At 64.0% G+C, this 23,599-nt stretch carries 22 protein-coding genes; 13 read left to right on the plus strand and 9 right to left on the minus strand.

The window, feature by feature from the left end; genetic code table 11:
- Positions 1 to 168: 168 nt before the first annotated feature.
- Positions 169 to 1,332 carry an NRAMP family divalent metal transporter gene (locus H0194_RS08195; protein ID WP_185176952.1) on the plus strand — a complete coding sequence of 388 codons (1,164 nt, stop codon included), beginning with the start codon at positions 169 to 171 and terminating at the stop codon, positions 1,330 to 1,332.
- Between the two features lie 186 nt (positions 1,333 to 1,518).
- Positions 1,519 to 2,313 (plus strand): putative hydro-lyase, encoded by a 795-nt coding sequence (locus H0194_RS08200; RefSeq protein WP_185175440.1) that lies wholly within the window; start codon positions 1,519 to 1,521, stop codon positions 2,311 to 2,313.
- Between the two features lie 16 nt (positions 2,314 to 2,329).
- Here H0194_RS08200 and H0194_RS08205 read toward each other — a convergent pair whose 3' ends face one another.
- The 4 genes from H0194_RS08205 to H0194_RS08220 all read right to left on the minus strand — a co-directional run bounded on the left by H0194_RS08205 (position 2,330) and on the right by H0194_RS08220 (position 7,153).
- Complete coding sequence (locus H0194_RS08205) at positions 2,330 to 2,959, minus strand: GntR family transcriptional regulator (protein ID WP_185175441.1); 630 nt, start codon at positions 2,957 to 2,959, stop codon at positions 2,330 to 2,332.
- A gap of 106 nt (positions 2,960 to 3,065) precedes the next feature.
- Entirely contained in the window at positions 3,066 to 4,820 is a 1,755-nt protein-coding gene (locus tag H0194_RS08210; protein ID WP_185175442.1) for an acetyl/propionyl/methylcrotonyl-CoA carboxylase subunit alpha, read from the minus strand.
- Entirely contained in the window at positions 4,821 to 6,398 is a 1,578-nt protein-coding gene (locus H0194_RS08215; RefSeq protein WP_185175443.1) for a 5-oxoprolinase subunit B/C family protein, read from the minus strand.
- Positions 6,395 to 7,153, minus strand: coding sequence for a LamB/YcsF family protein (locus tag H0194_RS08220; RefSeq protein ID WP_185175444.1), 759 nt, complete (start codon positions 7,151 to 7,153; stop codon positions 6,395 to 6,397). The genes H0194_RS08215 and H0194_RS08220 overlap by 4 nt, the downstream gene beginning before the upstream one ends.
- Before the next feature lie 311 nt (positions 7,154 to 7,464).
- On the opposite strand from H0194_RS08220, the gene H0194_RS08225 reads away from it, so the two are divergent.
- Positions 7,465 to 9,171, plus strand: coding sequence for an alpha-keto acid decarboxylase family protein (locus tag H0194_RS08225; RefSeq protein WP_185175445.1), 1,707 nt, complete (start codon positions 7,465 to 7,467; stop codon positions 9,169 to 9,171).
- 7 nt (positions 9,172 to 9,178) lie between these two features.
- Here H0194_RS08225 and H0194_RS08230 read toward each other — a convergent pair whose 3' ends face one another.
- Positions 9,179 to 9,904, minus strand: a complete 726-nt coding sequence (locus tag H0194_RS08230; protein ID WP_185175446.1) for a sulfite exporter TauE/SafE family protein — start codon at positions 9,902 to 9,904, stop codon at positions 9,179 to 9,181.
- A 67-nt stretch (positions 9,905 to 9,971) separates the two neighbouring features.
- On the opposite strand from H0194_RS08230, the gene H0194_RS08235 reads away from it, so the two are divergent.
- Complete coding sequence (locus H0194_RS08235) at positions 9,972 to 10,652, plus strand: DUF1801 domain-containing protein (RefSeq protein ID WP_185175447.1); 681 nt, start codon at positions 9,972 to 9,974, stop codon at positions 10,650 to 10,652.
- A gap of 18 nt (positions 10,653 to 10,670) precedes the next feature.
- Here H0194_RS08235 and H0194_RS08240 read toward each other — a convergent pair whose 3' ends face one another.
- Entirely contained in the window at positions 10,671 to 11,381 is a 711-nt protein-coding gene (locus H0194_RS08240; RefSeq protein ID WP_185175448.1) for a TIGR03089 family protein, read from the minus strand.
- Between the two features lie 113 nt (positions 11,382 to 11,494).
- Here H0194_RS08240 and H0194_RS08245 point away from each other — a divergent pair, with 113 nt between their 5' ends.
- Entirely contained in the window at positions 11,495 to 12,367 is an 873-nt protein-coding gene (locus H0194_RS08245; RefSeq protein WP_185175449.1) for a phytoene/squalene synthase family protein, read from the plus strand.
- Positions 12,368 to 12,376: 9 nt separating this feature from the next.
- Here H0194_RS08245 and H0194_RS08250 read toward each other — a convergent pair whose 3' ends face one another.
- Positions 12,377 to 13,906, minus strand: a complete 1,530-nt coding sequence (locus H0194_RS08250) for an LCP family protein (protein WP_246389161.1) — start codon at positions 13,904 to 13,906, stop codon at positions 12,377 to 12,379.
- A 391-nt stretch (positions 13,907 to 14,297) separates the two neighbouring features.
- On the opposite strand from H0194_RS08250, the gene H0194_RS08255 reads away from it, so the two are divergent.
- The 3 genes from H0194_RS08255 (at position 14,298) to H0194_RS08265 (ending at position 17,188) form a co-directional block, all read left to right on the plus strand.
- Positions 14,298 to 15,296 (plus strand): glycosyltransferase family 2 protein, encoded by a 999-nt coding sequence (locus H0194_RS08255; RefSeq protein WP_425486425.1) that lies wholly within the window; start codon positions 14,298 to 14,300, stop codon positions 15,294 to 15,296.
- A 135-nt stretch (positions 15,297 to 15,431) separates the two neighbouring features.
- A complete protein-coding gene (manB, locus tag H0194_RS08260; RefSeq protein ID WP_185175452.1) occupies positions 15,432 to 16,553 on the plus strand; it encodes a mannose-1-phosphate guanylyltransferase in 1,122 nt (373 codons plus the stop codon).
- A 335-nt stretch (positions 16,554 to 16,888) separates the two neighbouring features.
- Entirely contained in the window at positions 16,889 to 17,188 is a 300-nt protein-coding gene (locus H0194_RS08265; RefSeq protein WP_425486426.1) for a WhiB family transcriptional regulator, read from the plus strand.
- A gap of 19 nt (positions 17,189 to 17,207) precedes the next feature.
- Here the strand turns inward: H0194_RS08265 and H0194_RS08270 are convergent, their stop codons facing one another.
- Complete coding sequence (locus H0194_RS08270) at positions 17,208 to 17,681, minus strand: metallopeptidase family protein (protein ID WP_185175453.1); 474 nt, start codon at positions 17,679 to 17,681, stop codon at positions 17,208 to 17,210.
- A gap of 22 nt (positions 17,682 to 17,703) precedes the next feature.
- On the opposite strand from H0194_RS08270, the gene H0194_RS08275 reads away from it, so the two are divergent.
- The 3 genes from H0194_RS08275 to manA all read left to right on the plus strand — a co-directional run bounded on the left by H0194_RS08275 (position 17,704) and on the right by manA (position 21,331).
- The gene (locus tag H0194_RS08275) at positions 17,704 to 18,240 is read left to right on the plus strand and encodes a DUF3499 domain-containing protein (protein WP_185175454.1); all 537 of its coding nucleotides are present in this window, start codon (positions 17,704 to 17,706) and stop codon (positions 18,238 to 18,240) included.
- 134 nt (positions 18,241 to 18,374) lie between these two features.
- Positions 18,375 to 19,742: a phosphomannomutase/phosphoglucomutase gene (locus H0194_RS08280; RefSeq protein ID WP_185175455.1), complete on the plus strand. Its 1,368-nt coding sequence runs from the start codon at positions 18,375 to 18,377 to the stop codon at positions 19,740 to 19,742.
- Positions 19,743 to 20,116: 374 nt separating this feature from the next.
- Positions 20,117 to 21,331: a mannose-6-phosphate isomerase, class I gene (gene manA / locus H0194_RS08285; protein WP_185175456.1), complete on the plus strand. Its 1,215-nt coding sequence runs from the start codon at positions 20,117 to 20,119 to the stop codon at positions 21,329 to 21,331.
- 33 nt (positions 21,332 to 21,364) lie between these two features.
- Here manA and H0194_RS08290 read toward each other — a convergent pair whose 3' ends face one another.
- On the minus strand, positions 21,365 to 22,483 hold the full coding sequence (locus tag H0194_RS08290) for a hypothetical protein (RefSeq protein WP_185175457.1): 1,119 nt from the start codon (positions 22,481 to 22,483) through the stop codon (positions 21,365 to 21,367).
- Positions 22,484 to 22,620: 137 nt separating this feature from the next.
- Here H0194_RS08290 and H0194_RS08295 point away from each other — a divergent pair, with 137 nt between their 5' ends.
- Positions 22,621 to 22,965, plus strand: coding sequence for a DUF4259 domain-containing protein (locus H0194_RS08295; RefSeq protein WP_185175458.1), 345 nt, complete (start codon positions 22,621 to 22,623; stop codon positions 22,963 to 22,965).
- Complete coding sequence (locus H0194_RS08300) at positions 22,962 to 23,591, plus strand: dTMP kinase (RefSeq protein ID WP_185175459.1); 630 nt, start codon at positions 22,962 to 22,964, stop codon at positions 23,589 to 23,591. The genes H0194_RS08295 and H0194_RS08300 overlap by 4 nt, the downstream gene beginning before the upstream one ends.
- The last annotated feature ends 8 nt before the right edge of the window (positions 23,592 to 23,599 follow it).

Here is a 23,599-nt window from a genome sequence, read left to right on the forward strand (position 1 = left end):
ACAAAATTGTTGAACAAACCCTATGATGATGCGCATCACAAAATAGTGCGACCTACATCACGAAGGGTGTCAATGGTGAGTGCACAGACGAATCGCGACAACGTGGCCGACGGCCACACCACCTTCTCGCCGGCAAATACGGTGAAGACCAAGGTGGGCATTTCCGCCATGGCTGGCGCCATGTTCCTCATGGCCACCTCCGCCATCGGCCCGGGCTTTTTGACCCAGACGGCCGTCTTTACTGAGAAGATGGGCGCGGCCTTCGCGTTCGCCATCGTGGTGTCCATCCTCGTGGACATCGCTATCCAGCTCAACGTCTGGCGCGTATTGGGACTTACCGGAATGCGCGCCAACGAGCTGGGCAATGAAGTATTCAAGGGTCTTGGCTGGTTCATGGCCGTGCTCGTGTTTATTGGCGGCGCCATCTTTAACATCGGCAACATCGCCGGCTCCGGCCTGGGCATGAACGCCATGTTTGGCATCGACGCTCGCTGGGGCGGCATCATCGCCGCCACGATCGCGGCACTCATCTTCACCTCGAAGAAGGCAGGCCTGGCCCTGGACCGCCTGGTCGCCCTGCTCGGCGCCATCATGATCCTGCTCATGCTGTACGTGGCCATCGTGTCCAACCCGCCGGTTGGCGACGCGTTTGTGAATACCTTCGCACCGGGTGAAATCGACTTCTTCGTCATCACCACGCTCATCGGTGGCTCCGTGGGCGGCTACATCACCTTCGCCGGTGCCCATCGCCTCATCGACGAAGGCATTACCGGCCGTGCGAACGTCGGCTACATCACCGGCACGTCCGTGTCCGGCATCATCGTCACCGGCATCATGCGCGTGCTGCTCTTCCTGGCGGTTCTCGGCGTGGTGGCTACCGGCGTGGCGTTGGACAAGAACAACATTGCCGCCGACGTATTCTTTCAAGCTGCTGGTGAGGTCGGCCTGCGCGCCTTCGGCATGGTGCTCTTTGCCGCGGGTCTGTCCTCCATCATCGGTGCGTCGTACACCTCGATTAGCTTCATCACCACCAAGGAGACCAACCCGAAGGTCACCGCGGGCCTGACCATCGGCCTCATCGTGGTGTGCACCCTCGTATTCGCGTTCGTGGGCCAGGCCCCGCAGAAGCTGCTCATCTTCGCCGGCGCCTTCAACGGCCTTATCCTCCCCATCGGTGTGGCTGTGGTGATGTGGGTGACTGTCAAGCGCCAGGATCTCCTGGACGGCTACAAGTACCCGAAGTGGCTCATCGTCATCGGCTTCCTGGCCCTCATCCTCTGCCTCTTCATGGGCATCAAGGCCTTCTCCGGCATCACCGCCCTCTGGGCTTAACCTTTCACCTCATACCGCCCGGGACAGCGACTGTGTTGTCTCGGGTTTCGGCGTATGTACGCTAAACCTCGAGCGACACACCAATGTTTGGCGCATTTTTGGCGTGCCGTTTGTGAAGCCACCCAGAGGTTTGTCCCCAGAGGTTTAGGCTGAAACCTGATTCGCACGTCCCGAAGGAGTTCAACAATGTCCCTCGCTATTCCTGGTCCCGAGACCACGCCTGCCGACGCCCGCGGGTACTACCGCGAGCACTCCGTGGTGACCACGTCTGGAGTGGCGCGCGGTTGTACGCAGGCAAACCTCATCGCGCTGCCCAAGGAATACGCCTTTGACTTCCTGCTGTTCGCGCAGCGCAACCCGAAGCCGTGCCCCGTCATCGGGGTCCTGGAGCCGGGGCAGTACGCCTCCGAGCTCCTGCCGGGCGGCGATATTCGCATGGACGTACCGGGCTACCGCGTCTTCCGCGACGGCGAGCTCGTCGACGAGCCCGCGGGCGTGCGCGAGGTATGGGACGAGAACATGGTGGGCTTCCTCATCGGCTGCTCCTTCACGTTCGAGACCCCGTTGTTGGAGGCCGGGATTGCGCTCGCGCACCTGGACCAGGGCGTCAACGTGCCCATGTACAAGACCACCATTCCGACCGCACCCGCGGGTGTGTTCAGTGGGCCGACTGTGGTGTCCATGCGTCCGATCCGCGCGGATCGCGTGGCTGATGCCGTGCGGATTTCCTCGCGCTACCCGGCCGTACACGGCGCGCCACTGCACGTCGGCGACCCGGAGGCCATTGGCATTACGGACCTGTCCCGGCCCGATTTCGGTGACGCCGTGGAGATCCCCGAGGGCACTATCCCAGTGTTCTGGGCCTGCGGGGTGACCCCGCAGGCAGTGGTGATGAATTCCCGGCCGTCCCTGGCGCTTACTCACGCGCCGGGCAAGATGCTCATCACCGACGCCCGCGACGCCGAGTACCAGGTGCCCTAGCGTGCCTTTGCGTGCCCTAGCGCGGCAGGACGTCGCAGATGTGTTCGCAGGTCTCCGCCAACGAGCGGCGTAGTTCCTCGGCGGCGGTGGCGCCCTCGCCGTGGGCGATGAGCTCGCTCAAGTGCGCGTTGAACGTGGCGTAGTTCGAGTGGAATGTCGGTTCTTCCTTGAGCACTGCCAGGAAGCATAGACGCATCTGGGCCAGGAGGTTGTCCATGGTCTTGTCAAGGAAAGGCGAGCCCATGCCCGCGACGATAAGCCGGTGGAAGTCTTGGTTCACCGAGCCGACCGCGCGCAGCGAATCGGAGTCGTCGGCCTGCGCGAGTTCCCGGGCACGCTCGGTGGTGGCGGTGAGCTTGTCGACGTCGAGATGCTCGCCCCACAAGATCGCCGCGGGCTCCAGGGCCGCGCGGGCTGCATAGAGATCGCGGGCGGACGCACGGTCCGGGGTCGCGATGAATACCCCGCGGTTGGGGATGCGCTCTACTAGATTGTGGGCGGCCAACATGGCAAAGGCTTCGCGCAGGGTGTTGCGGGAGACGTCGTAGCGCTGCGCGATGTGGACCTCTTGGAGCTGGTCCCCCGGGGCGAAGCGGGCATCGGAGATGTCGGTGCGCAGCTGGGCTGCCAGGTGTTGGGCGCGCATACGGAGAAAGCCTAGCTGACGACAAAGGCCCGCGGGGCGAGTTCGTGGAGAACTTCCCGCGGGCGGTGCGCCGCGTTAACAGCGCACTAGGCAATTCTTCTTCGCATTAGTCGATCGTGGCGATGACGGTCTCCGAGGTGAGGCGGTCGCCAGCCTTGGCGGAGATCGAAATGGTGCCGGCCTTCGGGGCCTTGATGGCGGATTCCATCTTCATGGCCTCCACGGTGGCGATCTTGTCGCCCTCGGCCACCTCGGCGCCGTCCTCGACGTTCCATTCCACGAGGTTGCCCTCGAACGGGGAGGTCACGGCGTTGTCATCGGCCGCGGACGGGCCCGCGGTGGAGGGAGCAGCGGACGACGGCGCGTTGGTCTGCGCGGAAAACAGCTCCACTGGCAGGCCGATGTTGACGATCTTGCCGTCGATTTCCACGGCGACGTTGCGGCGCTGGGTATAGATGGCGTCCACCTTCTCCGAGCGGATGGAGGCCGACGGGCGGTAGTTCTGGTCCACCCAGTCGGTGTAAATCCCCAGGGTGTCGCCGGTCAGTGCCGGGTCATCCATCATGTCGCGGTGGAAGGGCAGCACGGTGCGTACGCCGGTGACGGTGAACTCCTTCAGCGCCTGCTTCGCGCGGCGCAGCGCCACCTCGCGGCTAGGGCCCCACACGATGAGCTTGGCGATGAGCGAGTCGTAGTACGGCGGAACGATGGAGCCCGAGCGCACGGCGGCGTCCACGCGGATGCCTGGGCCGGTCGGCGGCTCAAACGAGGTCACGGTGCCGGGGCAGGGCGCGAAGCCGTTGAGGATGTCCTCAGCGTTGATGCGGAACTCGAAGGCATGGCCCTCAGCCTTGGGATCCTCAGTGATGGACAGCGGCTGGCCCGCGGCGATGCGGAACTGCTCGGCGATGATGTCCACGCCGGAGACCACCTCGGTGACTGGGTGCTCGACCTGGACGCGGGTGTTAACCTCCAGGAAGGAGATGGTGCCGTCCTCGGAGACGATGTATTCCACGGTGCCGGCGCCGGTGTACCCCACCTTCTTGCAGATAGAACGCGCGCCCTCGATGATGCCCTCGCGCTGGGCGTCGGTGAGGTTCGGCGCCGGGGCCTCCTCGATGAGCTTCTGGAAGCGGCGCTGGGTGGAGCAGTCACGGGTGCCCACCACCACGACGTTGCCGTGGGTATCGGCCAAGACCTGGGCCTCCACGTGACGCGGGTGGGTGAGGAACTTCTCGACGTAGCACTCGGCGCGGCCGAAGGCTTCCATGGCCTCGCGGCCCGCGGAATTGAACGCGCCCTCGATGTCTTCCAGCTTGTCCACGACTTTCAGGCCGCGACCGCCGCCGCCGTAGGCCGCCTTAATGGCGATCGGCAAGCCATGCTCTTCAGCGAAGCGGCGCGCCTCCTGCCAGTCGTCGATGGGGTCGGAGGTTCCCGGTGCCAGCGGGGCGCCGACCTCGGTGGCCACGCGACGCGCGGCGATCTTGTCGCCCAGCAGCTCGATAGCTTCCGGGGAGGGGCCGATCCAGCGCAGGCCCGCCGCGGTGACCATCTGGGCGAACTCGGAGTTCTCGGAGAGGAAGCCGTAACCCGGGTGCACGGCGTCGGCCCCGGCGCGCACGGCGATGTCCAGCAGCGCGGGGACGTTCATGTACGTGTCACCCGCGGTGTTGCCTGGCAGGGCATAGGCCTCGTCGGCGACCTGGGTATGCAACGCGCCGGCGTCGGCCTCGGAGTACACGGCCACAGACCGGATGCCGAGGTCGCGGGCGACGCGGGCGATGCGCACTGCGATCTCGCCGCGGTTGGCGATGAGCACGGTGGAAATGGTGGAAGCTGTGGAAGCTGTGGTGGTCATTTATTTGTCTCCTTGTTCGGGCTGGGCGGGTGTGGCGGGGGTGAGGATCTCAAAGCGGACGCGGGCGCCCGGCGGGAGTTGGGCGGCGACGTCGATGTCCTCTTCGATGACGGTGGCGATGACGGGGTAACCACCGGTGACGGCGTGATCGCGCAGGAAGACCACCGGCTTGCCGTTGGGCGGCACCTGGACGGAACCGGCGACCATGCCCTCGGAAGGCAGCTCGCCGTCGTGGGTGCGCTCGATGGTGGCGTCGCCCTCCACGCGGAGGCCGACGCGGTTGGAGGAGCTAGACACTGTCCACGTGGTCTCGGTAAACGCCGTGAGGTCGTGGCCGAACCAGTCGTCGCGCGGGCCGGGCACGCAGCGCAGTACGGCCTCGGTTGTGCCCGGGCGGCCGGTCACGCGCAGCGGGTTGGTCAGTTGGGCGTCGGTGAGCTTTTCTGCCAGCGGGAGCACGCCGATGATGTCACCGGATTTGACCGGGTCGGGGCCCAGGCCGGAGAGCACGTCGGTGGAGGAGGAGCCCAGTTCAGAGTCAGCGACGATGCCGCCGCGCACGGCCAGGTAGTTGCGGAAGCCGAGCTTGGCCGGGGCCACCGTGAGTGTGCTGCCCGCGGTGACCAGGATGGGCTTGGCGAGGGACACCGGGTAGTCATTGAGACGTACCGCGGTGAGTGCGCCGGTGACGGCCACCACGGTGTCGGTGAGTGCTCGCAGGCTCATGCCACCGACGTTCTCCAGGACGGTCGCGCCACGCGGGTTACCCACAGCGATATTCGCCGTGGCGGCCGAGGCTTGGTCCGCGGCACCCGACGGGGTGACACCCAGGTCGCCGCGGCCGGGGCGGCCGAGGTCTTGGAAGAGGGTGAGGAGGCCGGCGTCGAGAAGCTCCAGGCGTGGCAGGCGCGGCGGGGACTTCTTGATGCGATCGGAATCGGCGGTGAGCTCCGGCAGCTCGTCTACGGCGAGGTAGCGCACGCGGTCGCCGGGTTGTACCAACGCTGGCGGCTCGGTGTGAGACTCCCACATCGGGGTGTTAGTGGTGCCGATGAGCTGCCAGCCACCCGGGGACACGCGTGGGTACACCGCGGAGAAATCGCCCGCGATGCCCACGGCGCCCGCCGGGACCGCGGTGCGCGGGGTGGCGCGGCGCGGCACCTGCTTGGCGGCCTTCGGGTCAGAGGGCGCGCAGTAAGTAAAGCCGGGCGCAAAGCCGCCGAAAGCGGCGGTCCATTCGGTGGAGGTGTGCCAGTCAATGAGCGCCTCGCGGGACATGCCGAGCACGTCCGCGGCCTCCTCAAGGTCCTCGCCGTCGTAGCGCACGGCGATTTCCACGGTGCGGGGATCACGCAGGGTGGCCGCGGAAGGGGAGAAGTCCTGCAGTTTCTCCGCCGCCTCCTCGGCAGCGAGTGGGGAGCCGAAGGTGAGCAGCACGGTTTTGGCGGCCGCGATGCAGTCCACCTGGTACTCCAGCGGGTGGGCGGTCATTTCCGCGTGCCAGTCCATCACTTGGGCCAAGGAATCCAGGTCTACGAGCAGGGCGCGGGTGCCTACTTTGTGAATGATTGCGCTCATAGGAAGCTCCGAATCTCGATGCCCTGGTCACCGAGCTGCTTGACGACGCCGCGCAGGAGTTCCACCGCGCCAGGGGAGTCGCCGTGGGTACAGACGGACTCGGCGCGCACGTCGAGCACGGAGCCATCGACGGCAGTGATCGAGCCCTTGGTGGCTACCTGGAGCACGCGCGCGGCTACCGCCTCCGGGTCATGCATGACGGCGTTGTCCTGGGTGCGGGACACGAGTGTGCCGTCGGGATTGTAGTTGCGGTCAGAGAAGGCTTCGCGGATAACTCGTAGGCCGGCCTTCTCGGCGAGGTCGCAGGCCACGGCGCCGGGCAGGAGCATGAGCGGCAGATCGCCGAAGGCTTTCACGCCGTCGACTACGGCCTGTGCCTGGGCCTCGTGGTGCACGATGGCGTTGTAGAGCGCGCCGTGCGGCTTGACGTAGGAGACTGCGGTGCCGTTCGCGCGGCACAGGGCGTCAAGGGCGCCGATTTGGTACAGGGTCTCGTCCGCGAGCTCGGCGGGGGAGTACTCCATGAAGCGGCGGCCGAATCCGGCGATGTCGTTGTAGCCGATGTGGGCGCCGACGACGACGCCGCGCTCAGCGGCGGCCTTGACGGTCTGGGCGATGGAGTGGGCGTCACCGGCGTGGAAGCCGCAGGCCACGTTGGCGCTGGAGACCATGTCCAGCATGGCGGCGTCGTCCGCCACGGGATTGCCCGCGGTGGTTTCGCCGAGATCGGCGTTGAGATCAATGGTCACTGTCATGACTGAAGCTGCCACCCCTTTTGTGAAGATAAAGCTAGTGATACGGAGACCCGAAGATTGTTGAACAATCTTGAATGGGATGAGGATAGTGTAGACCCAAACCCGCAAAATGTGAAGCTCGCCATAAATGTATTGGAAAGGTTGTGGGGCACACCTTGTCGTGGGGGTGATCCAGGCTCTACTAGGGTAGGTTTCTCATACAGCGGACACATGGCGCACTCATGTTGCATAATGTGACCTGAACCTCAAACTGGCAGGGGCTTCGGCTAGACGCATCCCCGGCTGGCAGTGCCCACGAACGAAAGGAAGTTATGCGAACCACCATTGGCGAGTTCTTGCTCCGCCGTCTGAAAGAAGTAGGAGTCTCCGAGGTCATCGGCGTTCCCGGCGACTTCAACCTCAACTGGCTGGAACAGATCGAGGCCTTCGACGGCGTCCGCTTCGTGGGCACCTGCAACGAACTCAACGCCGCCTACGCGGTGGACGGCTACGCCCGCCAGCGCCGCCTCGGCGCCTTGCTCACCACCTACGGCGTGGGCGAACTCTCCGCGCTGAACGGCGTGGCCGGTGCCGCCGCGGAGCACGTGCCTTTCATCTCCGTCGCTGGCGCGCCGCCCCTCTTCGCCATCGAGTATCGCTACCTGGTGCACCATTCCCTGGCGGAGGGCAACTTTGACAACATGCTCGCCGCCTTCCGCCCATTCACCGCGGCCGCCGTGCGCCTGACCCCGGCCAACGCCGTGGTGGAAATCGACCGCGTCATCTCGCTGGCTGTGCGCGAGTCCCTCCCGGTCCACATCCAGGTGCCGTCTGACATCACGCACTTGGAGGTGGATGTCCCGGACACCCCGCTGGATCCAGAACTGCCGACCTCCGACGAGCGCCGACTTGCCGACGCCGTGGACGCGACCGTCGCCAAGCTCAAGGATGCCAAGGCCCCACTGGTGCTGGTGGACCAGGACGCCGCGCGCCACGAATTCCAGCAGGACCTGCTGACCTTCGTGGAAACCACTGGCGTGAACTACTCCCAGCTGCCGTCCGGCAAGGCCATCCTCCCGGAGCGCCACCCGCAGTTCATCGGGACCTACAACGGCAAAGCCTCCGCGCCTGGTGTGCAGGACCGCGTGGAAACCGCCGACTTCCTGCTCACCACCACCCCGCGCTTCATCGAGGTGAACTCGGGCGGGTTCACCCACGACCTGCCAGAGGCGTCCGTGGTCAACGTGGGCGACCAGCACGTAGCCGTGGGCGGCGAGTTCTACGTGGGCATCAACACCCGCGAGTTTTTCGCCCGCCTCAATGAGGCCGTGGCCAACCTCGGGAAGGTCGCCGGCGACGGTGAGGCAAAGGAGGAAGCACAGTCCGCTGCGCTGCCGGAGGTGGCCGAGGACTTCGGCGGCGACAAGCCTTTGACCCACGAGCGCATCTGGAACCGCTTCGGGGCCTTCATTAAGGAAGGCGACGTGGTGGTGGCTGAGGCCGGTACCTCCAACATCGGCCTGGGTACCCAGCGCTTCCCGGACGGTGTCACCTACATCAACTCGCCAATCTGGGGTTCCATCGGCTTCACCCTGCCCGCGACCTTGGGCTCTATGCTTGCTGCGGAGGATCGTCGCCACGTGCTGTTTATCGGCGACGGCTCCTTCCAGCTCACCGCGCAGGAACTGTCCACCATGCTGCGCCAGGACCAGAAGCCCATCATCGTCCTGCTCAACAACCGCGGCTACACCATCGAGCGCTACATTCTGGGCATGGACCGCGAGTACAACGACATCGCGAACTGGGACTACGCTGGCCTGCCCAAGGTCTTCGACGCGGAGACCACCATGGAAGCCCTCCAGGCCCGCACCGAAGGCGAACTCGAGGACGCACTCGCGGCCATCGAGAAGCTGGACGGCGAGAAGGGCGTGTTCCTGGAGATCCACATGGATCCCGAAGACGCACCGGCCGGCCTGCGCGCGTTCGGCCCGCAGACCGCGGACTTCGATTACGGCCCGCTGGGGCCGCGCAACCCCTAGCGGGTTCCTATCCGCCGAGCGTACTCAGCGCCACCTTCGCTAGGAGGAGCAGGGCAGCGCCGATGGACACCGCGACCACGAGGCGCTGCAGCCGCGCGGCGTCGATCTTCTTGTTCAGCCGCGTGGATACCAGGTATCCCGCGGCCACGACCGGGAGATAAGCCAGCGCGGCCTGCAGTTGGAGGAGCGTCAGCCCGCCGCTGAACTGGAGCGTGAGGAGAGAAATCACGCAACCGATAAGGAACGTGGCGCTCAGCGTCCCGCGGGCGACCGCGGGGGATTCGTGCTTCATGATGAGCGCCATGGGCGGCCCGCCAATCGACGTCGAGGTGCCCAAGGCACCCGAGGCGACGCCGGCGACCAACGTATTCGGCGTGGTGGGGCGCGGACTCCAACCCAGGCGGGACAACGTCATGGCCAGGATGACCGCCAGGCCGATGCACAGCGAGATGCCGTTGAGCGACAAGGCAGCGACAGCCCACGCGCCGAACAGCGAGCCGGGCACCCGGCCGAGGCTAGCCAGCCCCACGAGCTTCCAGGAGATGCCGCCGTGCTCGCGGCGCAGCATTGCGATGGACAACACCAGGGCCAGCGAGATAATCATCGTGGGCAGCAGTTCGGGCTTGACCAAGGCGATGATGGGCGTGGCCAGGGTTCCCAACCCAAAACCCACGGTGCCCTGGACCACCGCGCCGATCCCCAGCAGCAGGCCGATTGCGATGTAAACGAGCATGGTCACCCAATGTACTCGCTCTCATTGCCCGCCCCACTACGAGGGCTATGCGGTAGAAAAGACAAGTATGACGAAGCAACACACGGAGTTGTCCGCCCTCCCCGGTGTGGGAAAGCCGGCCGCGCGTGCATTCGCTGAGGCGGGTTACGCGCATCTTGAGGCTCTCGACGGAGCGGATTACGCGGCGTTGCTGGCCCTCCACGGCGTCGGCAAGCGCGGCCTTGAGCGGGTGCAGGCGGCGCTGGTGGAGCGCGGTCTCAGCCTGAGCGGCGACGTTCCCGCGTCAGAAGATCGGTCGGGGACGTGGACGGTGGGCAATACCGGCCAATCCGCCGCGGACATCAAGACACAGGCCGGTGACGAGCGCGACCTCGAGGAATACCTCGCCACGCTGTCCGAGCGGCGCTATGGCCACGCGCAGACCCTGCTTGACGTCTTCGGCCGCGCGACTGGCGAGGAACCGGTGCTGTGGGGGCCGTCCATGATTGGCTACGGCGAGGCCCACTACGTCTACGCCACCGGACGCGAGGGTGATACCTTCCGCGTTGGTTTCTCCCCACGCACAGCCAAGCTTTCGCTCTACGGCATCCAAGGCAGTAGCCGGTGGGACACACTCAGTGCGGTGCTGGGCAAGCACACCTCGTCAGTGTCGTGCGTGTACGTGAACAAGCCCGAGGACATTGACCTTGAAGTCCTCGAGGAGTTGATCCGAGCCGCGTGGGAGGAAGGACCCGGCGGTTGCGCCTAGCGTGGCCGCGAGCCTTCTTCAGCGCTCGTCGCGGGCGGTAACCTTCTCACTCTGCGCGATGGACTCGAGCCGCTCCGCGGGTACGAGGCCGGTGACCACCACGGCGGAGCCGCCCGCGGCGAGGGGGACCAACACCGTCCGGTCGAAGTCGGCGTTGTTGGACCATCCGGTGCTGAGCAGGCGTTGCGACGCCCCGGCATCCGGGAACAGGGCCGGCAGTGGCGCGGTGGGGTAGGGGAAGTGGTCCCCGTAGAAGCGCACGGTGGGGCCGAAGTCAATGGCGCCGGCGGGAAGCTCCCCGCCGGATTCCTCCACGCCGCGGCCAAAGGGATCGTCGGTGACCACCACGATGTCGGTAAACCCCGCGGCGTCGTAGTCTGCGAATTTATCGAGGCTGGTAAAACACACCCCAGAGTTCCCCGCGCCGGGCTCGTCTCGGTCCGCGCCGGCGGCAGGAGCGTCGTCAGCCGGGCCAAGCAGCGTGTAGGACACCTCCGCGGCGATAGCGCCGAGAGCCAACACGGCGGCTTGCCAGCTGACGGGCAGGTCGATGACCACCTTGTCACCGGCTTCCAAGTCCAGCTCCTCCTTGTAGAAATTGCCCACTTTGGCGGCCCAGTTGTCTAGGGTCTGCGCGGAGAAGTCTAGGCGCGAGCCTTGGGCCTCGTTATAGACGGTCAGGCGCGGGGTGCCCGGGTCGGCGGCAAGAAGGTGAGTGAGCAAGTCCATGCCTCCCCATCGTAAGGAAAACCGCCGCGGGGCGTCACGTATGCTCTAAGCGTTGCGTGCGAGGCGCGCGAAGCACATTCCACGAGCGGACAGTGAGTACATGGAGGGGCACGATGTCGCCGACAACACCGCAACCGGGGCCCGCGGGTGCACCGGAGCGCTTCACCCGCATGTCCCATAAGGCGGCGGCGCAGGTCATCGCGCACTACTCCACGAGCTTTTCCTTAGCCACGTCGCTGCTCTCCCGCCGGGTGCGGCGCGACATCCGCAGCCTGTACGCGATGGTGCGTATCGCCGACGAAATCGTCGATGGCGCGGCGGCTGGAGCAAGTCCAGGGGACGTCTTGGAGCTTCTTGATGGCTACGAAGAGGCAGTCTTTGCTGCGTTGTCGCAGCCGTTGGTGACGGATCCCATCTTGCATGCCTTTGCGGACACGGCGCGGCGCTGCCGCTTTGATCCGGAACACCTGCGGGCCTTCTTCCGCTCCATGCGTGCGGATGCTGCTGGGAAGTCGGCCCCGCTGGGGGAGTATATCTACGGCTCCGCGGAAGTGATCGGCATGTTGTGCGTGGACGTGTTCATCGCAGAAGAGCAGTATTCCGCCGCACGGCGGGATGTCCTGGACGAAGGTGCCCGGCGTCTGGGCGCGGGCTTTCAGAAGGTGAATTTCTTGCGTGACATTGCCGACGATGAAGCCGGGCTCAACCGGGACTACCTGGCTGGGGCCGGACGGTTGGACGAGGGGCGCAAGCAGGAGCTGGTGAGTGAGATACGCGCTGATTTCGCGGCGGCGCGCGACACCATCGACGCGTTGCCCATGTCGGTGCGCGCCGGGGTGCACACTGCGCTGGGGATCTTCGAGGAACTCAACGACATGATTGACCGTACCCCAGCGGAGCAGCTGTACCACGAGCGGCTCAGCGTCCCACGGGCGCGTAAAGCCGTCCTGGCTCTGCGCGCGATGAGAGAAGCGGCGCGTCGCTAGTTGACGTCGCTAGTTAACGCAGCGCGGCCCGTCGCCGCCGGCGTCGATTTCGGGCGCGACCTTGGCGGTGCCGAAGTCGTTGCCCGGGGTGCCCACGGGGGCCTCGTCAGGCGTGGCGGAACCGGACTCCTCGGTCGAGCCTTCTGAATCTGGTTCGTCGGCCGTGGCGGACTGCTGGGCACTGTCGTCGGATGGTCCGGTGTAGTCGTCGGCCGTGACCACGATGAAGGTGGTGTCGTCCAACGCCGGGTTGGCGGTAATGGGGAGTCCACCCAGCGCCTTCGCTAGGGCGCTGGCGCGCTCGTCGTTGGCGTCGGCGGCCACCACCTGGCTCGTGGCGTAGATGCCCGGCTGAGCATTAGCGGTGCGGTCTACCTGGTAGCCCTTGGATTCCAGATGGCCACCCACTCCCGCGGCAAGGCCGCTGATGGAGCCCGCGTTGAGCACATGCACCTCAACGTCGTCGACGGTCGACGGGCTCGAGGACTGTGCAGCCTCCTGCGAAGAAGACGCCGCAGCGGATTCGGAGGCCTCGGCGGCGGTGAGCGTGAGCTCGTCCATGAAATCGTGCACCTCCGCCTTGTCGACGGTCACGATGGATTCGCCGAAGTCGCCCGTGCCGTCCACGCTGGTGACCGGAATGGTGGTGAAGGTGACGTTGCCACCGGCCAGGTTGGACAGCTGGGAGGCAAAGTTCATGATGTCCCAGTTTTCGTCGATGACCACGGACCGTTCCACGGCTTGGCCGATCTTGCCCAGCTTCGAGGGGTTGGTCAGGGTGTCGGTGGCCAAGGCCTTGTTGACCAAGGAGGCCATGAAGGCCTGCTGGCGGACGATGCGATCGAAGTCGCCGCGAGGCAGCCCGTAGCGCTGGCGGACAAAGGCAAGCGCCTCCGCGCCGTTGATGGTCTGGCGGCCCTTCTTGAACTTCGCGCCGGACATCTCATCGTCCACGTCATCATTGAGACAGACGTCCACGCCACCCACGGCCTCAGTGAGCAGGGTGAAGCCCAGCAGGCCCACTTCCGCGTAGTGGTCGATGTCGATGCCGGTGAGGTCGGTGACCTGAGCGATGAGCGCGGCACGACCGTCTTCGGTGCTGCGCTGCTCGATCTCCTTCTCAGAAAGACCAGCGCCGTCTCCTTCATCAGCCCTCTTTTCTGCCTCAAGCTTGTCCTTGAGCTCCGCCTTGTGGGCGGAGAAGACACCGTTAATCTTCATGTTGCCCAGGTCCGGGTCCTTGACGTAGGTGTCGCGGGGAATGGACACGGCAGTCGCTCGCGAACCGTCGTTAGGCACGCGGATGAGCATCACTGTGTCGGTATTGTGCTCGCCGTCGGAAATACCCGCGTGGAGCTGCGCCAATTCTTCCTCGGACAGGGGGTTGCCCTGGGCGTCGGTACGCGAATCCGAACCCACCAACAAGATGTCGACCGCACCGTCAGGAGCTTGCCCGTGCTTAAAACCCGAACCGCCCAGATTGAGGTTGGATGCGGAAGCTACCTCGTTGCCCAAGCGCCCCACGGCGAAGTAGCCCATGCCGGATACCAGCAGCACGAGGACAGACAGCACTGTAATGACGCCCTTGAGCGGGGCGGGGCCAGCCTGCTTGATCTTCGGTGCAAGCGCGGGCGCGGCTTGGATGTCGCGGGAAGCGCGGGGACGTGGCTCGTTGACGGGTTCGTTCACGGTGGATTCTTCTATTGTCGATGGGGCAGAAGTGGAATCTTCTTAGTGTTGCAGGGGGGACAGAGGTAACGGTTTCAATGGATGAAACGAAACATAAGGATCGGAAACGATAACTCTTGGAGTCTAGCGGGCAGGGCGCGCTCCGATCCACTAGAAACCGGCAAACGAGAAAAGTTTCACCCGATCGGTGGCCGGGATGACGCGCGCAGCGTGGTGTTGCAGCAGCCGGAATGTGCCCGGGGTGGGTAGGGTAAGTGCCATTGTGAATGACAACAAAGAGCTCCCAGTGGCCCCTATCGCAGTAGTGACGGTCACCTACTCCCCAGGAAAGTACCTGGGGCAGTTCCTGGACAGCGTCCCCGGCGCGACGACCGCGGGCGCTTATGTAGTCCTTGCGGATAACGGTTCTACCGACGGCGTCCCGGAGGCTGCGGCCGCGGCCCACGACTGGGTGGAGTTCTTAGCCACGGGCGGGAACCTCGGCTATGGCGGAGGAATGAACGCTGGTGTGCGGCGCTTGCGGGAGCTTCGCGACGCCGGGAAAGTGGACCCCGACTTCGTCCTCATCACCAACCCGGATGTGACCTTCACCCCAGGCGCGATTGATGACCTCATTGATTGCGCCCGACGGTGGCCGCAGGCAGCTGCGGTGGGGCCGCGCATCGTGGAACCAGACGGCTCCAACTACCCGTCCGCACGGGCAGTGCCCACTCTCGTCACGGGGATTGGCCACGCGTTGTTTTCTACGGTGTGGCCGGGTAACCCGTGGACTAAGGCTTACCGCGACGACGAGGACATGTCCCGTGAGCGTCCCGCCGGCTGGCTCTCCGGTTCGTGCGTGTTGGTGCGCTGGGATGCGTTTGAAGCCATTGGTGGTTTTGATGAGCGTTATTTCATGTACCTGGAAGACGTTGACCTAGGTGATCGCTTCCATCGCGCCGGCTACCTCAATGTCTTTTGCCCCGGGGCAGTTATCACCCATGAGAAGGGGCATTCCACGGAAGCTCACTCGGGCAAGATGCTGCGTGCCCACCATGATTCCGCCTATCGCTTTCAGGCCGATCGGCACCCGGCGTGGTGGCAGGCGCCCATCCGGTGGGCCATCAAAGGCGGGCTGATGCTGCGCGCCGTGCTGACTGTGGCGCGGGTGCGCAATGCTAAGCGCGCTGGGGCGCGCGGCCGCGTTCCCGTCGGTGGGGCAACGGGTATGACCACGCTCGCGGGGCGCGACGTCGCCTAGCGGCGCAGTCTGACCGCGCATTAGGGCCTAAGTGCTGCGGGGAAGTGCTGACATGCTGGGGTGTCGCCCACCAGAATCCGCGAAGGGTGAGCATAGAATCACGATGAGAATCTTTTGAGGAAAGGGCACGACGAGATGAATGAACGCGCGCAGGATGCGGCGCTGGCGGCAGACGGTGCCGTCGCCACCAAAGATGTTGATGCAGTGATTCTGGTGGGTGGCCGGGGCACCCGCCTGCGGCCGCTCACCATCGGTACGCCAAAGCCGATGCTGCAGACCGCAGGCCACCCTTTCCTGCAGCACCTGTTGGCGCGTATTAAGGCCGCGGGCATCACCCACGTGGTCATGTCCACCTCGTACAAGGCCGAGGTCTTTGAGGAGTACTTCGGTGACGGCTCCGAGATGGGTCTCGACATCGAATACGTCGTGGAGGAAGAAGCCCTTGGCACCGGTGGCGGTATTCGCAACGTCTACGATCACCTGCGTCACGACACCGTGATGGTGTTTAATGGTGACGTTTTGTCCGGCATGGACTTGGATGGCATCCTGGACACCCATTTGAGCAAGGATGCAGATTTGACCATGCACCTGCTGCGCGTGTCGGATCCGCGCGCGTTTGGTTGCGTGCCTACCGACGCCGAAGGCAGGGTCACGGCCTTCCTGGAAAAGACGGAGGATCCGCCAACCGATCAGATCAACGCTGGCTGCTACGTGTTCAAGAAGGACCTCATCGCCACCATTCCGACGGGGCGCGCGGTCTCCGTGGAACGCGAGACGTTCCCGGCAGTGCTGGAAGAGGGTAAGCGTTTCTACGGTCACGTGGACAACTCTTACTGGCGTGACATGGGCCGCCCGGATGACTTCGTGCAGGGCTCTTCAGACCTGGTGCGCGGAATCGCGCCGTCGCCGCTTCTCGACGGCGAGCGCGGCGAGGCCCTCGTAGATCCTTCCGCTGGCGTGGCGGGCGGCGTGTTGCTCTTGGGAGGCACCTCGGTGGGGCGCGGCGCGCAGATTGGTGCGGGCTGCCGCTTGGACGGCACCGTGGTGTTCGACGGGGTCACCATCGAGCCTGGTGCTGTCATCCAGGATTCGATTATCGCGGCGGGCGCCGTGGTTGGTGCTAACGCCCGCATCCGCGGTTGCGTTATTGGCGAGGGTGCACACATCGGCGCGCGTTGCGAGCTCCAGGACGGCATGCGCGTATGGCCGGGCGTGGACATCCCGGATGGCGGCGTCCGCTTCTCTCCTGACGCATAGGCCTCTTGGCGCAGGCGAGCCAGCGGCACGTGGGTCCGAAAACTCTTTGAGGGGACGCGGTGTGCGCGACACGCCGATAGACCTTGGGATTAGTTAGACCACACTATTCCACCTACTACATGTAGTGCCCCCGCCCTTTACCCCCGGCGGGGGAGGGTTGGGGCTGGTGTGACTGGTGTGAAACTTAGCTTGGCTTTTACCTGTGAGGGTTCTCAATTCGACGGTTCTGGGTTGACGATATTTAGTGATCCAGTGTGTAATCACATCAGTGTAAGAAACACACCGACAACAAATCGTTATCAACTAAGAAACCAACTACGGAGAGAGGAACCAGCGTGGATCAGATGCCAAATAACGCTATTCTCCGTGGCGGTGCTGCTGCAGAGATGTCGCTCGATGAACTCTTTGGTGCCGTCGAGCAGGAGTGGCAAGACCAAGCACTGTGTGCACAGACGGACCCGGATGCTTTCTTCCCGGAAAAGGGTGGATCTACTCGCGAGGCCAAGCGGATTTGCCAGGCCTGTGCAGTGCGGGACGAGTGCTTGGAATATGCCCTGGAGCATGACGAGCGCTTTGGCATTTGGGGTGGCCTGAGCGATCGTGAGCGCCGCCGCCTGAAGCGGGAAATCGGCTAAATAGTTTTTCGTTAAACAGCTACCAAGCGAAGTGTGGATCCACGTCTTGGGGATCGATGTTGAGGTAGTTGGCAACTAACACGGTGAGAACCGTGGACAGTACGTCAGCGCGCTCTTCCAGAGTGGTGCAGCGTTGTTCAATGGGCATGCGGAACAAAACGAGCCGCGCCCTCGTGGGCCGCCCCTGGGAGTCAATGCCCGCAGGTAGGACACGACCGAGGGGAACGGGGCCATCCGCCACGATTTCGTCGGGCGTGACGGTCATATCTACGCTTAGTTGCATGCGCGGCACGGTATCCACGGCGAGGTCGAGCCCGCTGAGTTGCTCCGCAAAAGCATTGTGGATAGGTGCGTAGGCCTCGAGCGCAGCCATGTCGAATTTTTGGGCACGCGAACGATAGCGCGGGGTTTGCTCGGGAAGCACGGGGCCGCGCAGTCCCCGGCCGCGGCGGTTGCGGTGCGGGCGGATGTGGTGGCGCGGGCTGGCTGGCATGCCTGTGATTGTAGGGCGGACCATGGCTCGGTTGGCGGCATGGCGCGCCGATCTGTCCAAACTCTCAATTGTCGGTTTAGACTTACCCACTGTGAGTCACCTTCCCGATCAGAACCCTCGTCGCTGTTCCCGCCCCGGTTGCAACAGGTTAGCCGTGGCGACCTTGACCTATGCCTATGCTGATCAAACCGCGGTCATCGGTCCGCTCATTCAGGAAAACAACCCGCACAGCTGGGATCTTTGCGAAACTCACAGCGCGCGCATTACCGCGCCCAAAAACTGGGAACTGGTGCGAGTTAAAGCTGTCGAGATCGAAGATGATGACGATCTTCTCGCTTTGGCACAAGCGGTGCGTGAGGACGGCCGTGTCACCACGGGACTCGTCGACGGGCTCGATGCGGGCAGCGGGGACGACGTTATCGACTACGGGGCCGCTAACTTCGACGCGGCGGACCCAGACAACTCCAACCACCCCGTGTTCCGCACCCGTCGTGTCGCGGATGAGAAAATCCGCCGCCGGGCCCACCTCAAAGTCGTTGCAGATGACGCTGATGCGTAGCTGGCCCAGTGACGGGTAGCCCAGCGGCCTCACCCCCGGCGACGCAGTGGCGGGTGCTGCCCGCCCCAAGGGGGGGTAGCGTGCGTGCACAGGTTAACGGGCCGGGCCCGGGAAATGCCGGTAAAGTTTAAGGCATGCGTACCCGTGAAGAAATCTCTGCAGTAATCAAGGCCTACGACGTCCGTGGCGTGGTCGGCGAATCCATCGACGTTGACTTTGTTCGTGACACCGGCGCGGCTTTCGGCAATCTGCTGCGCGCCGAGGGGGAAACCACCGTGGCGGTCGGCCACGACATGCGTCCTTCCTCACCTGAGTTGTCCCAGGCTTTCGCCGACGGTGTGACCTCCCAGGGGCTGGACGTAGTCATGCTTGGGCTGACCTCCACCGATGAGCTCTACTTCGCTTCGGGCGACATGGACTGCGCGGGTGCTATGTTCACCGCTTCCCACAATCCGGCGAAGTATAACGGCATCAAGCTGTGTCGCAAGGGTGCCAAGCCGGTCGGCCAGGACACCGGCCTGGGGGAGATTTCCACGATGCTCGTGGAAGGCGTACCGGCCTTCGACGGCGCAGCAGGATCTCAGTCCGAGAAGGACGTGCTGGCGGACTACGCTGCCTACCTCAACAAACTGGTACCGCTGGGCGAGATTCGCCCGCTGGTCGTTGCCGTGGATGCCGCTAATGGCATGGGCGGGCACACCGTTCCCGCCGTGTTCGAGGGATTGCCGCTCGACGTCCGCCCGCTGTACTTCGAGCTGGATGGCACCTTCCCGAACCACGAGGCAAACCCGCTGGACCCGAAGAACATCGTGGACCTGCAGAAGTTCGTCGTCGAGCAGGGGGCGGACCTGGGCTTGGCCTTCGACGGCGACGCTGACCGTTGCTTCGTTGTGGACGAGAAGGGTGATCCTGTGTCGCCGTCCGCGATCTGTGCTCTTGTGGCCAAGCGCTTCCTGGCTAATAACCCGGGTGCCACCATCATCCACAACCTGATCACCTCCAAGGCCGTTCCTGAGATCGTGGAAGAAAACGGCGGCAAGGCCGTGCGGACCCGCGTGGGTCACTCCTTCATTAAGGCCGAGATGGCTGCCACCGGAGCTGGCTTCGGTGGCGAGCACTCCGCCCACTACTATTTCTCCGAGTTCTTCAATGCCGATTCCGGCATGCTGGCCGCCATGCATGTACTGGCTGCGCTGGGACAGTCCGAGGGCACGCTCAGCGAGCTCATGGGCGAGTACAGCCGCTACGCAGCGTCCGGCGAGATTAACTCCACCGTGGAGAATCAGCAGGCCTCCATCAAGGCAGTCTTGGACGGCATGGCCGACCGCATTGAGTCCACCGATGACCTCGACGGTGTGACCGTGGAGCTTAAGGACACCAAGGCTTGGTTCAACGTCCGTGCCTCCAACACAGAGCCGTTGCTGCGCCTGAACGCTGAGGCAGAAACTCAGGAAGAAGTCGACGCCCTGGCAGAGGACGTCCTGAAGTTCATCCGCGGCTAGTTTCGCGAAACCTCGTTCGGGCGGCTTCGCCCGCGCGGGAACCTTGTACCGTCACCGGTGTCCGCATCGGTGGCGGCACCATGTTTTCTTCGACGCCGCAGAGAGGTTGGGTTGCCGTCGAAATATCTCCCTATATCTTTTTGGGAACAATTCAGTGACCTCCGAGCCTGCGCTGCTGTTCGTACAGGCCGCGGTGTTAGTCTGGTGGGGTGTTAACGGAGGTAGGAGAAGGCGGACCTGCTTCCTCAACCAAGGTGCCTCCCATGGTGGCGCCGCGGCACTGCGTGCGCATGATATTGACCTAGCAGATCGATATTGACCGAGTACATAGGCCGTAACCGCCTCACGAGTTTGTCTAAGGACCAGTTTTAATAATGCAGCTTCTTGAAGGCTCAGTTCGGAACTATTCCTGGGGTTCCACGTCCGCGATCCCAGAATTGATGGGGAAGGAGTCCGACGGCAGGCCCGTTGCTGAGGTGTGGTTCGGTGCTCACCCCGTGAGCCCGTCCACCATCGCAGGCGAGCGCCTCGACCAGATCATCGACGCTGATCCGCAGTCGGCGCTAGGTGCCCGAGTAGAGGAGCGCTTCGGTTCCCGGCTGCCGTTCTTGCTTAAGCTTCTTGCAGCCGACGAGCCGCTCTCGCTGCAGGCGCATCCCACGTTAACTCAGGCGCAGGAAGGATTTGAAAGGGAAAATTCCCAAGGTGTGGCTCTCGATGCCACGGAACGCAACTACAAGGACGCCTCCCACAAACCGGAACTCATCGTCGCGTTGACCAACTTCCACGCCATGGCCGGCTTCCGTCCGCTGCCTGCGACTCGGGAGCTTTTCGCGTTGTTGCGCTGCGAGAAGCTGGGCCGCTACCTCACCATGCTGGATGCGGCCCCCGAAGCGGAAGAAGACAACCTTCGTGCCTTGTTCACCACCTGGATTACTATCCCGCGGGCGTCACGCGTTGAACTGATCGACGCTATCGTGGACTCTGCCAAGCATCACGTGGATCGCGGAGACTGGATGGCAGATGTCCTGCGCACCGTCATCGACCTCAATAACCGGTACCCGGGCGACGTCGGTGTTCTCGGCGCGTTGCTGCTTAACCATGTGCACTTGGTCCCCGGTGAAGCCATGTTCCTTCAGGCTGGCCAGCTACACGCGTATATCTCCGGCCTAGGAGTGGAGATCATGGCCAATAGCGATAACGTCCTCCGCGGTGGATTGACCTCCAAGTACGTCGATGTGCCGGAACTCGTCCGAGTTCTCGACTTTGAGTCCTTAGCCGACCCGCGCTCGATGCAGGTGAAGGTGGCCAGTGACAACGTCACCGAACAGTGGGATTATCCGGTTCCGGTTGAGGAATTTGGGATTTCGCGTATCGAATTGGCACCGCGCAATGTAGTGGACATTGATTACGCTGGCCCAGTTATCGTCCTGTGTACCGCCGGTGCCGCGCAGGTAACTGACCCGGAGACAGGGGAACAATGCGAATTGCGACCGGGCCGAGCACTGTGGATCCCGGCAGCAGATGCTCTCAAGCAAGCGTCTGGCTTGGCCGAGGGTAATACCCAGTTGTTCGTAGCCCGCGCGTAGCAGGGACGTAGCGGGCGGAGGCGCTCGACTGTCCTATCCCGCTGTCGGTTCTGCGGTGTTGAGAGACGCGGCAACAGCGTCGCTGTCGCCGCTCATCGGGTCGGAGAGATCGGTAACCGGTTTGTCCAGCGGTGCTGGTTCGGAGGGCTGATCTCCATCGACGGTGGGTTCCTCCGGGACCTCAACGCCCGTACCCTCAGTCGCGGTGGCTTGATCGCTGTCTGCGGAGGTGTCGTCAGCAAGGGGGGTGCTGTCCGTGCCGTCGGTGTTGCCGTCCGCGATGGGGGCACCATCCAACGCACCGCCGTCGGTCCCATCGGCGCCATCGTTGCCGTCGTCAGTGGGTTCGGGCATTCCGTCGGCACTGCCACCACCGTCACCGCGGAATGGCACCCAGCCACCTTCCGGGTCGCGGTCCGGGCGGGAAACCCGTGTCGGAGACGTCGGCTTCGGGGACGGGGTGTTCGGTTTCGTTGTCTGTCCCGGAGTCGTGCCAGGGGTAGAGGTTCCTGGTGTGCCGGTACCCGGTGTGGTGGTGACGGGAACGTCCGTGCCAGGTGCGGGTGAGCTAGTAGGTGCCGGGGTGGTAACGCCGGTGCTCGCTCCAGGATCCGGTGCGGAGCCCGGGGCGTCGGTAAGCGGCCCTGGTTGTGCCGGCGTTGCGCCGGCGCCCGGGGTGGGCTCAGCATAGATCTCAGTGGAACCGTTGCCCGCGCCAACGTCGCCGCCGGTCTGGTTGCCGCTGCCGGTCTGCCCGGAGCCGTCTGAGTAGTCAGAGCCGCCTACTGAATCGGGGCGGTAGTAGCGGGTGGGCTCGCCAGAGCCCGGGCCTGAGGCGTAGACCTGCGCATTGGGGGCAAGGAATGGATCGTGCTTGTCCGTGTGTGCCCGCTTCTTAGAGCCTGAAGAACTCGAAGGCTCGTCCTTGTCGCCGGAGGCATCATCGTTAGCATCCTGGCGCTGTGAGGCGGACGCCGATTTTGCCGCCCGCGTCGTCGACGAGTCGCTCGAAATATTGGTGTCCGCCGTGGCAGTATCGGTGACGGAAGGGCTCGCCGGAGAACTAACTCGCCACACGCCAAAACCAACGCCGACGGCCAGCAAAAGGCCGACGACGATGAACGCGGCGACGCGACGGGTTTCTTTTTCCACGTGAAAGCTCCAAGGCCCTTCTAAGTAACAAGTCGATAACGACACTACCATGTAGTGTGCATAGTTGTGAATGTGTGACGCGTGAAATTCGGGTATTTTAGGCCGACAATGCGCTATTTCCAACGAGGGAGAGTGGAATGGGAACCTGGGACGAGAAGATCTTTGCTGATGACGCCAACGTTGATTTCTTCGACGAGCTCGCCAATTTAGACGATGACGGCGTTGTCGAAGGCGTACGCGACGCGTGCATGCTGGGAAGCGGCGGCACCGCGGAAGAGGTGGCTAATGCCCACGCGGCCGCCACCATCGCTGCCATTTGGGCGGGCGCCCCGTTTTCTTCGAGCGCCATTGCAGAGGACTACCCCTTCATCCGGGGCTTGATTGGCGAGGGCGACGAAGCGCTCAATGAACTCGCCGCCGGCATCCTTGAGGATGTCGACACCGAGGAGGACCTAGAGCCGTACCTTGAGGCTCTGGCGTGATCGTTACCGTCGAAGGAATTGACGGGGCAGGGAAGAACACTCTTGTTACCGAGCTCGTTCGCCGCCTGCAAGAAGCCGGGGAGTCCGTTGGCACCTTGGCATTCCCACGCTATGCCGAGTCCGTGCATGCGAAGCTTGCGCAACGGGCGCTGTACGGTCACATGGGAGACCTCCCAGATTCCGTGTACGGGATGGCGACGCTGTTCGCATTGGACCGTAGCGGCGCTGCCGAACACTTGCGAGACTTGAGCAAGCAGGGCGTGGTCATCGTCGACCGCTACGTGGCCTCCAATGCTGCATATTCCGCGGCGCGGCTCGGTGGATTCCCGGGCGAGGCGGCAGAAGACGTGGTGAGGTGGGTCTACGAACTTGAGTTTGAAACGCTCGAACTTCCGCGCCCAGATTTAAGCGTCTATCTGTCCACCCCTCCGGAGGTGGCACAAGAACGCGCCGAAAAGCGCGCAGATGCGGACGCCTCGCGGGCCCGAGATGCCTATGAAAAAGATGGCGGGCTCCAGGTGCGTACCGCGGCGGCATATGAGGAATTGGCGCGCCGTTCTTGGGCGGGGCGCTGGCTCGTTTCCCGCGATACGGATATGATTTATTCAGCTATTACCGCGCGTTAATTGCTTAT

The organism is Corynebacterium incognita (assembly GCF_014217255.1).
Taxonomy (GTDB): domain Bacteria; phylum Actinomycetota; class Actinomycetes; order Mycobacteriales; family Mycobacteriaceae; genus Corynebacterium; species Corynebacterium incognitum.

What these genes read in the sequence shown, in the direction of transcription:
- H0194_RS08195 (WP_185176952.1), top strand. Translation starts at nt 169, where the DNA reads ATGGCTGGCGCCATGTTCCTCATGGCCACCTCCGCCATCGGCCCGGGC.
- H0194_RS08200 (WP_185175440.1), top strand. Translation starts at nt 1,519, where the DNA reads ATGTCCCTCGCTATTCCTGGTCCCGAGACCACGCCTGCCGACGCCCGC.
- H0194_RS08205 (WP_185175441.1), bottom strand. Translation starts at nt 2,959, where the DNA reads ATGCGCGCCCAACACCTGGCAGCCCAGCTGCGCACCGACATCTCCGAT.
- H0194_RS08210 (WP_185175442.1), bottom strand. Translation starts at nt 4,820, where the DNA reads ATGACCACCACAGCTTCCACAGCTTCCACCATTTCCACCGTGCTCATC.
- H0194_RS08215 (WP_185175443.1), bottom strand. Translation starts at nt 6,398, where the DNA reads ATGAGCGCAATCATTCACAAAGTAGGCACCCGCGCCCTGCTCGTAGAC.
- H0194_RS08220 (WP_185175444.1), bottom strand. Translation starts at nt 7,153, where the DNA reads ATGACAGTGACCATTGATCTCAACGCCGATCTCGGCGAAACCACCGCG.
- H0194_RS08225 (WP_185175445.1), top strand. Translation starts at nt 7,465, where the DNA reads ATGCGAACCACCATTGGCGAGTTCTTGCTCCGCCGTCTGAAAGAAGTA.
- H0194_RS08230 (WP_185175446.1), bottom strand. Translation starts at nt 9,904, where the DNA reads ATGCTCGTTTACATCGCAATCGGCCTGCTGCTGGGGATCGGCGCGGTG.
- H0194_RS08235 (WP_185175447.1), top strand. Translation starts at nt 9,972, where the DNA reads ATGACGAAGCAACACACGGAGTTGTCCGCCCTCCCCGGTGTGGGAAAG.
- H0194_RS08240 (WP_185175448.1), bottom strand. Translation starts at nt 11,381, where the DNA reads ATGGACTTGCTCACTCACCTTCTTGCCGCCGACCCGGGCACCCCGCGC.
- H0194_RS08245 (WP_185175449.1), top strand. Translation starts at nt 11,495, where the DNA reads ATGTCGCCGACAACACCGCAACCGGGGCCCGCGGGTGCACCGGAGCGC.
- H0194_RS08250 (WP_246389161.1), bottom strand. Translation starts at nt 13,906, where the DNA reads ATGGGCTACTTCGCCGTGGGGCGCTTGGGCAACGAGGTAGCTTCCGCA.
- manB (WP_185175452.1), top strand. Translation starts at nt 15,432, where the DNA reads ATGAATGAACGCGCGCAGGATGCGGCGCTGGCGGCAGACGGTGCCGTC.
- H0194_RS08270 (WP_185175453.1), bottom strand. Translation starts at nt 17,681, where the DNA reads ATGCCAGCCAGCCCGCGCCACCACATCCGCCCGCACCGCAACCGCCGC.
- H0194_RS08275 (WP_185175454.1), top strand. Translation starts at nt 17,704, where the DNA reads ATGGCTCGGTTGGCGGCATGGCGCGCCGATCTGTCCAAACTCTCAATT.
- H0194_RS08280 (WP_185175455.1), top strand. Translation starts at nt 18,375, where the DNA reads ATGCGTACCCGTGAAGAAATCTCTGCAGTAATCAAGGCCTACGACGTC.
- manA (WP_185175456.1), top strand. Translation starts at nt 20,117, where the DNA reads ATGCAGCTTCTTGAAGGCTCAGTTCGGAACTATTCCTGGGGTTCCACG.
- H0194_RS08295 (WP_185175458.1), top strand. Translation starts at nt 22,621, where the DNA reads ATGGGAACCTGGGACGAGAAGATCTTTGCTGATGACGCCAACGTTGAT.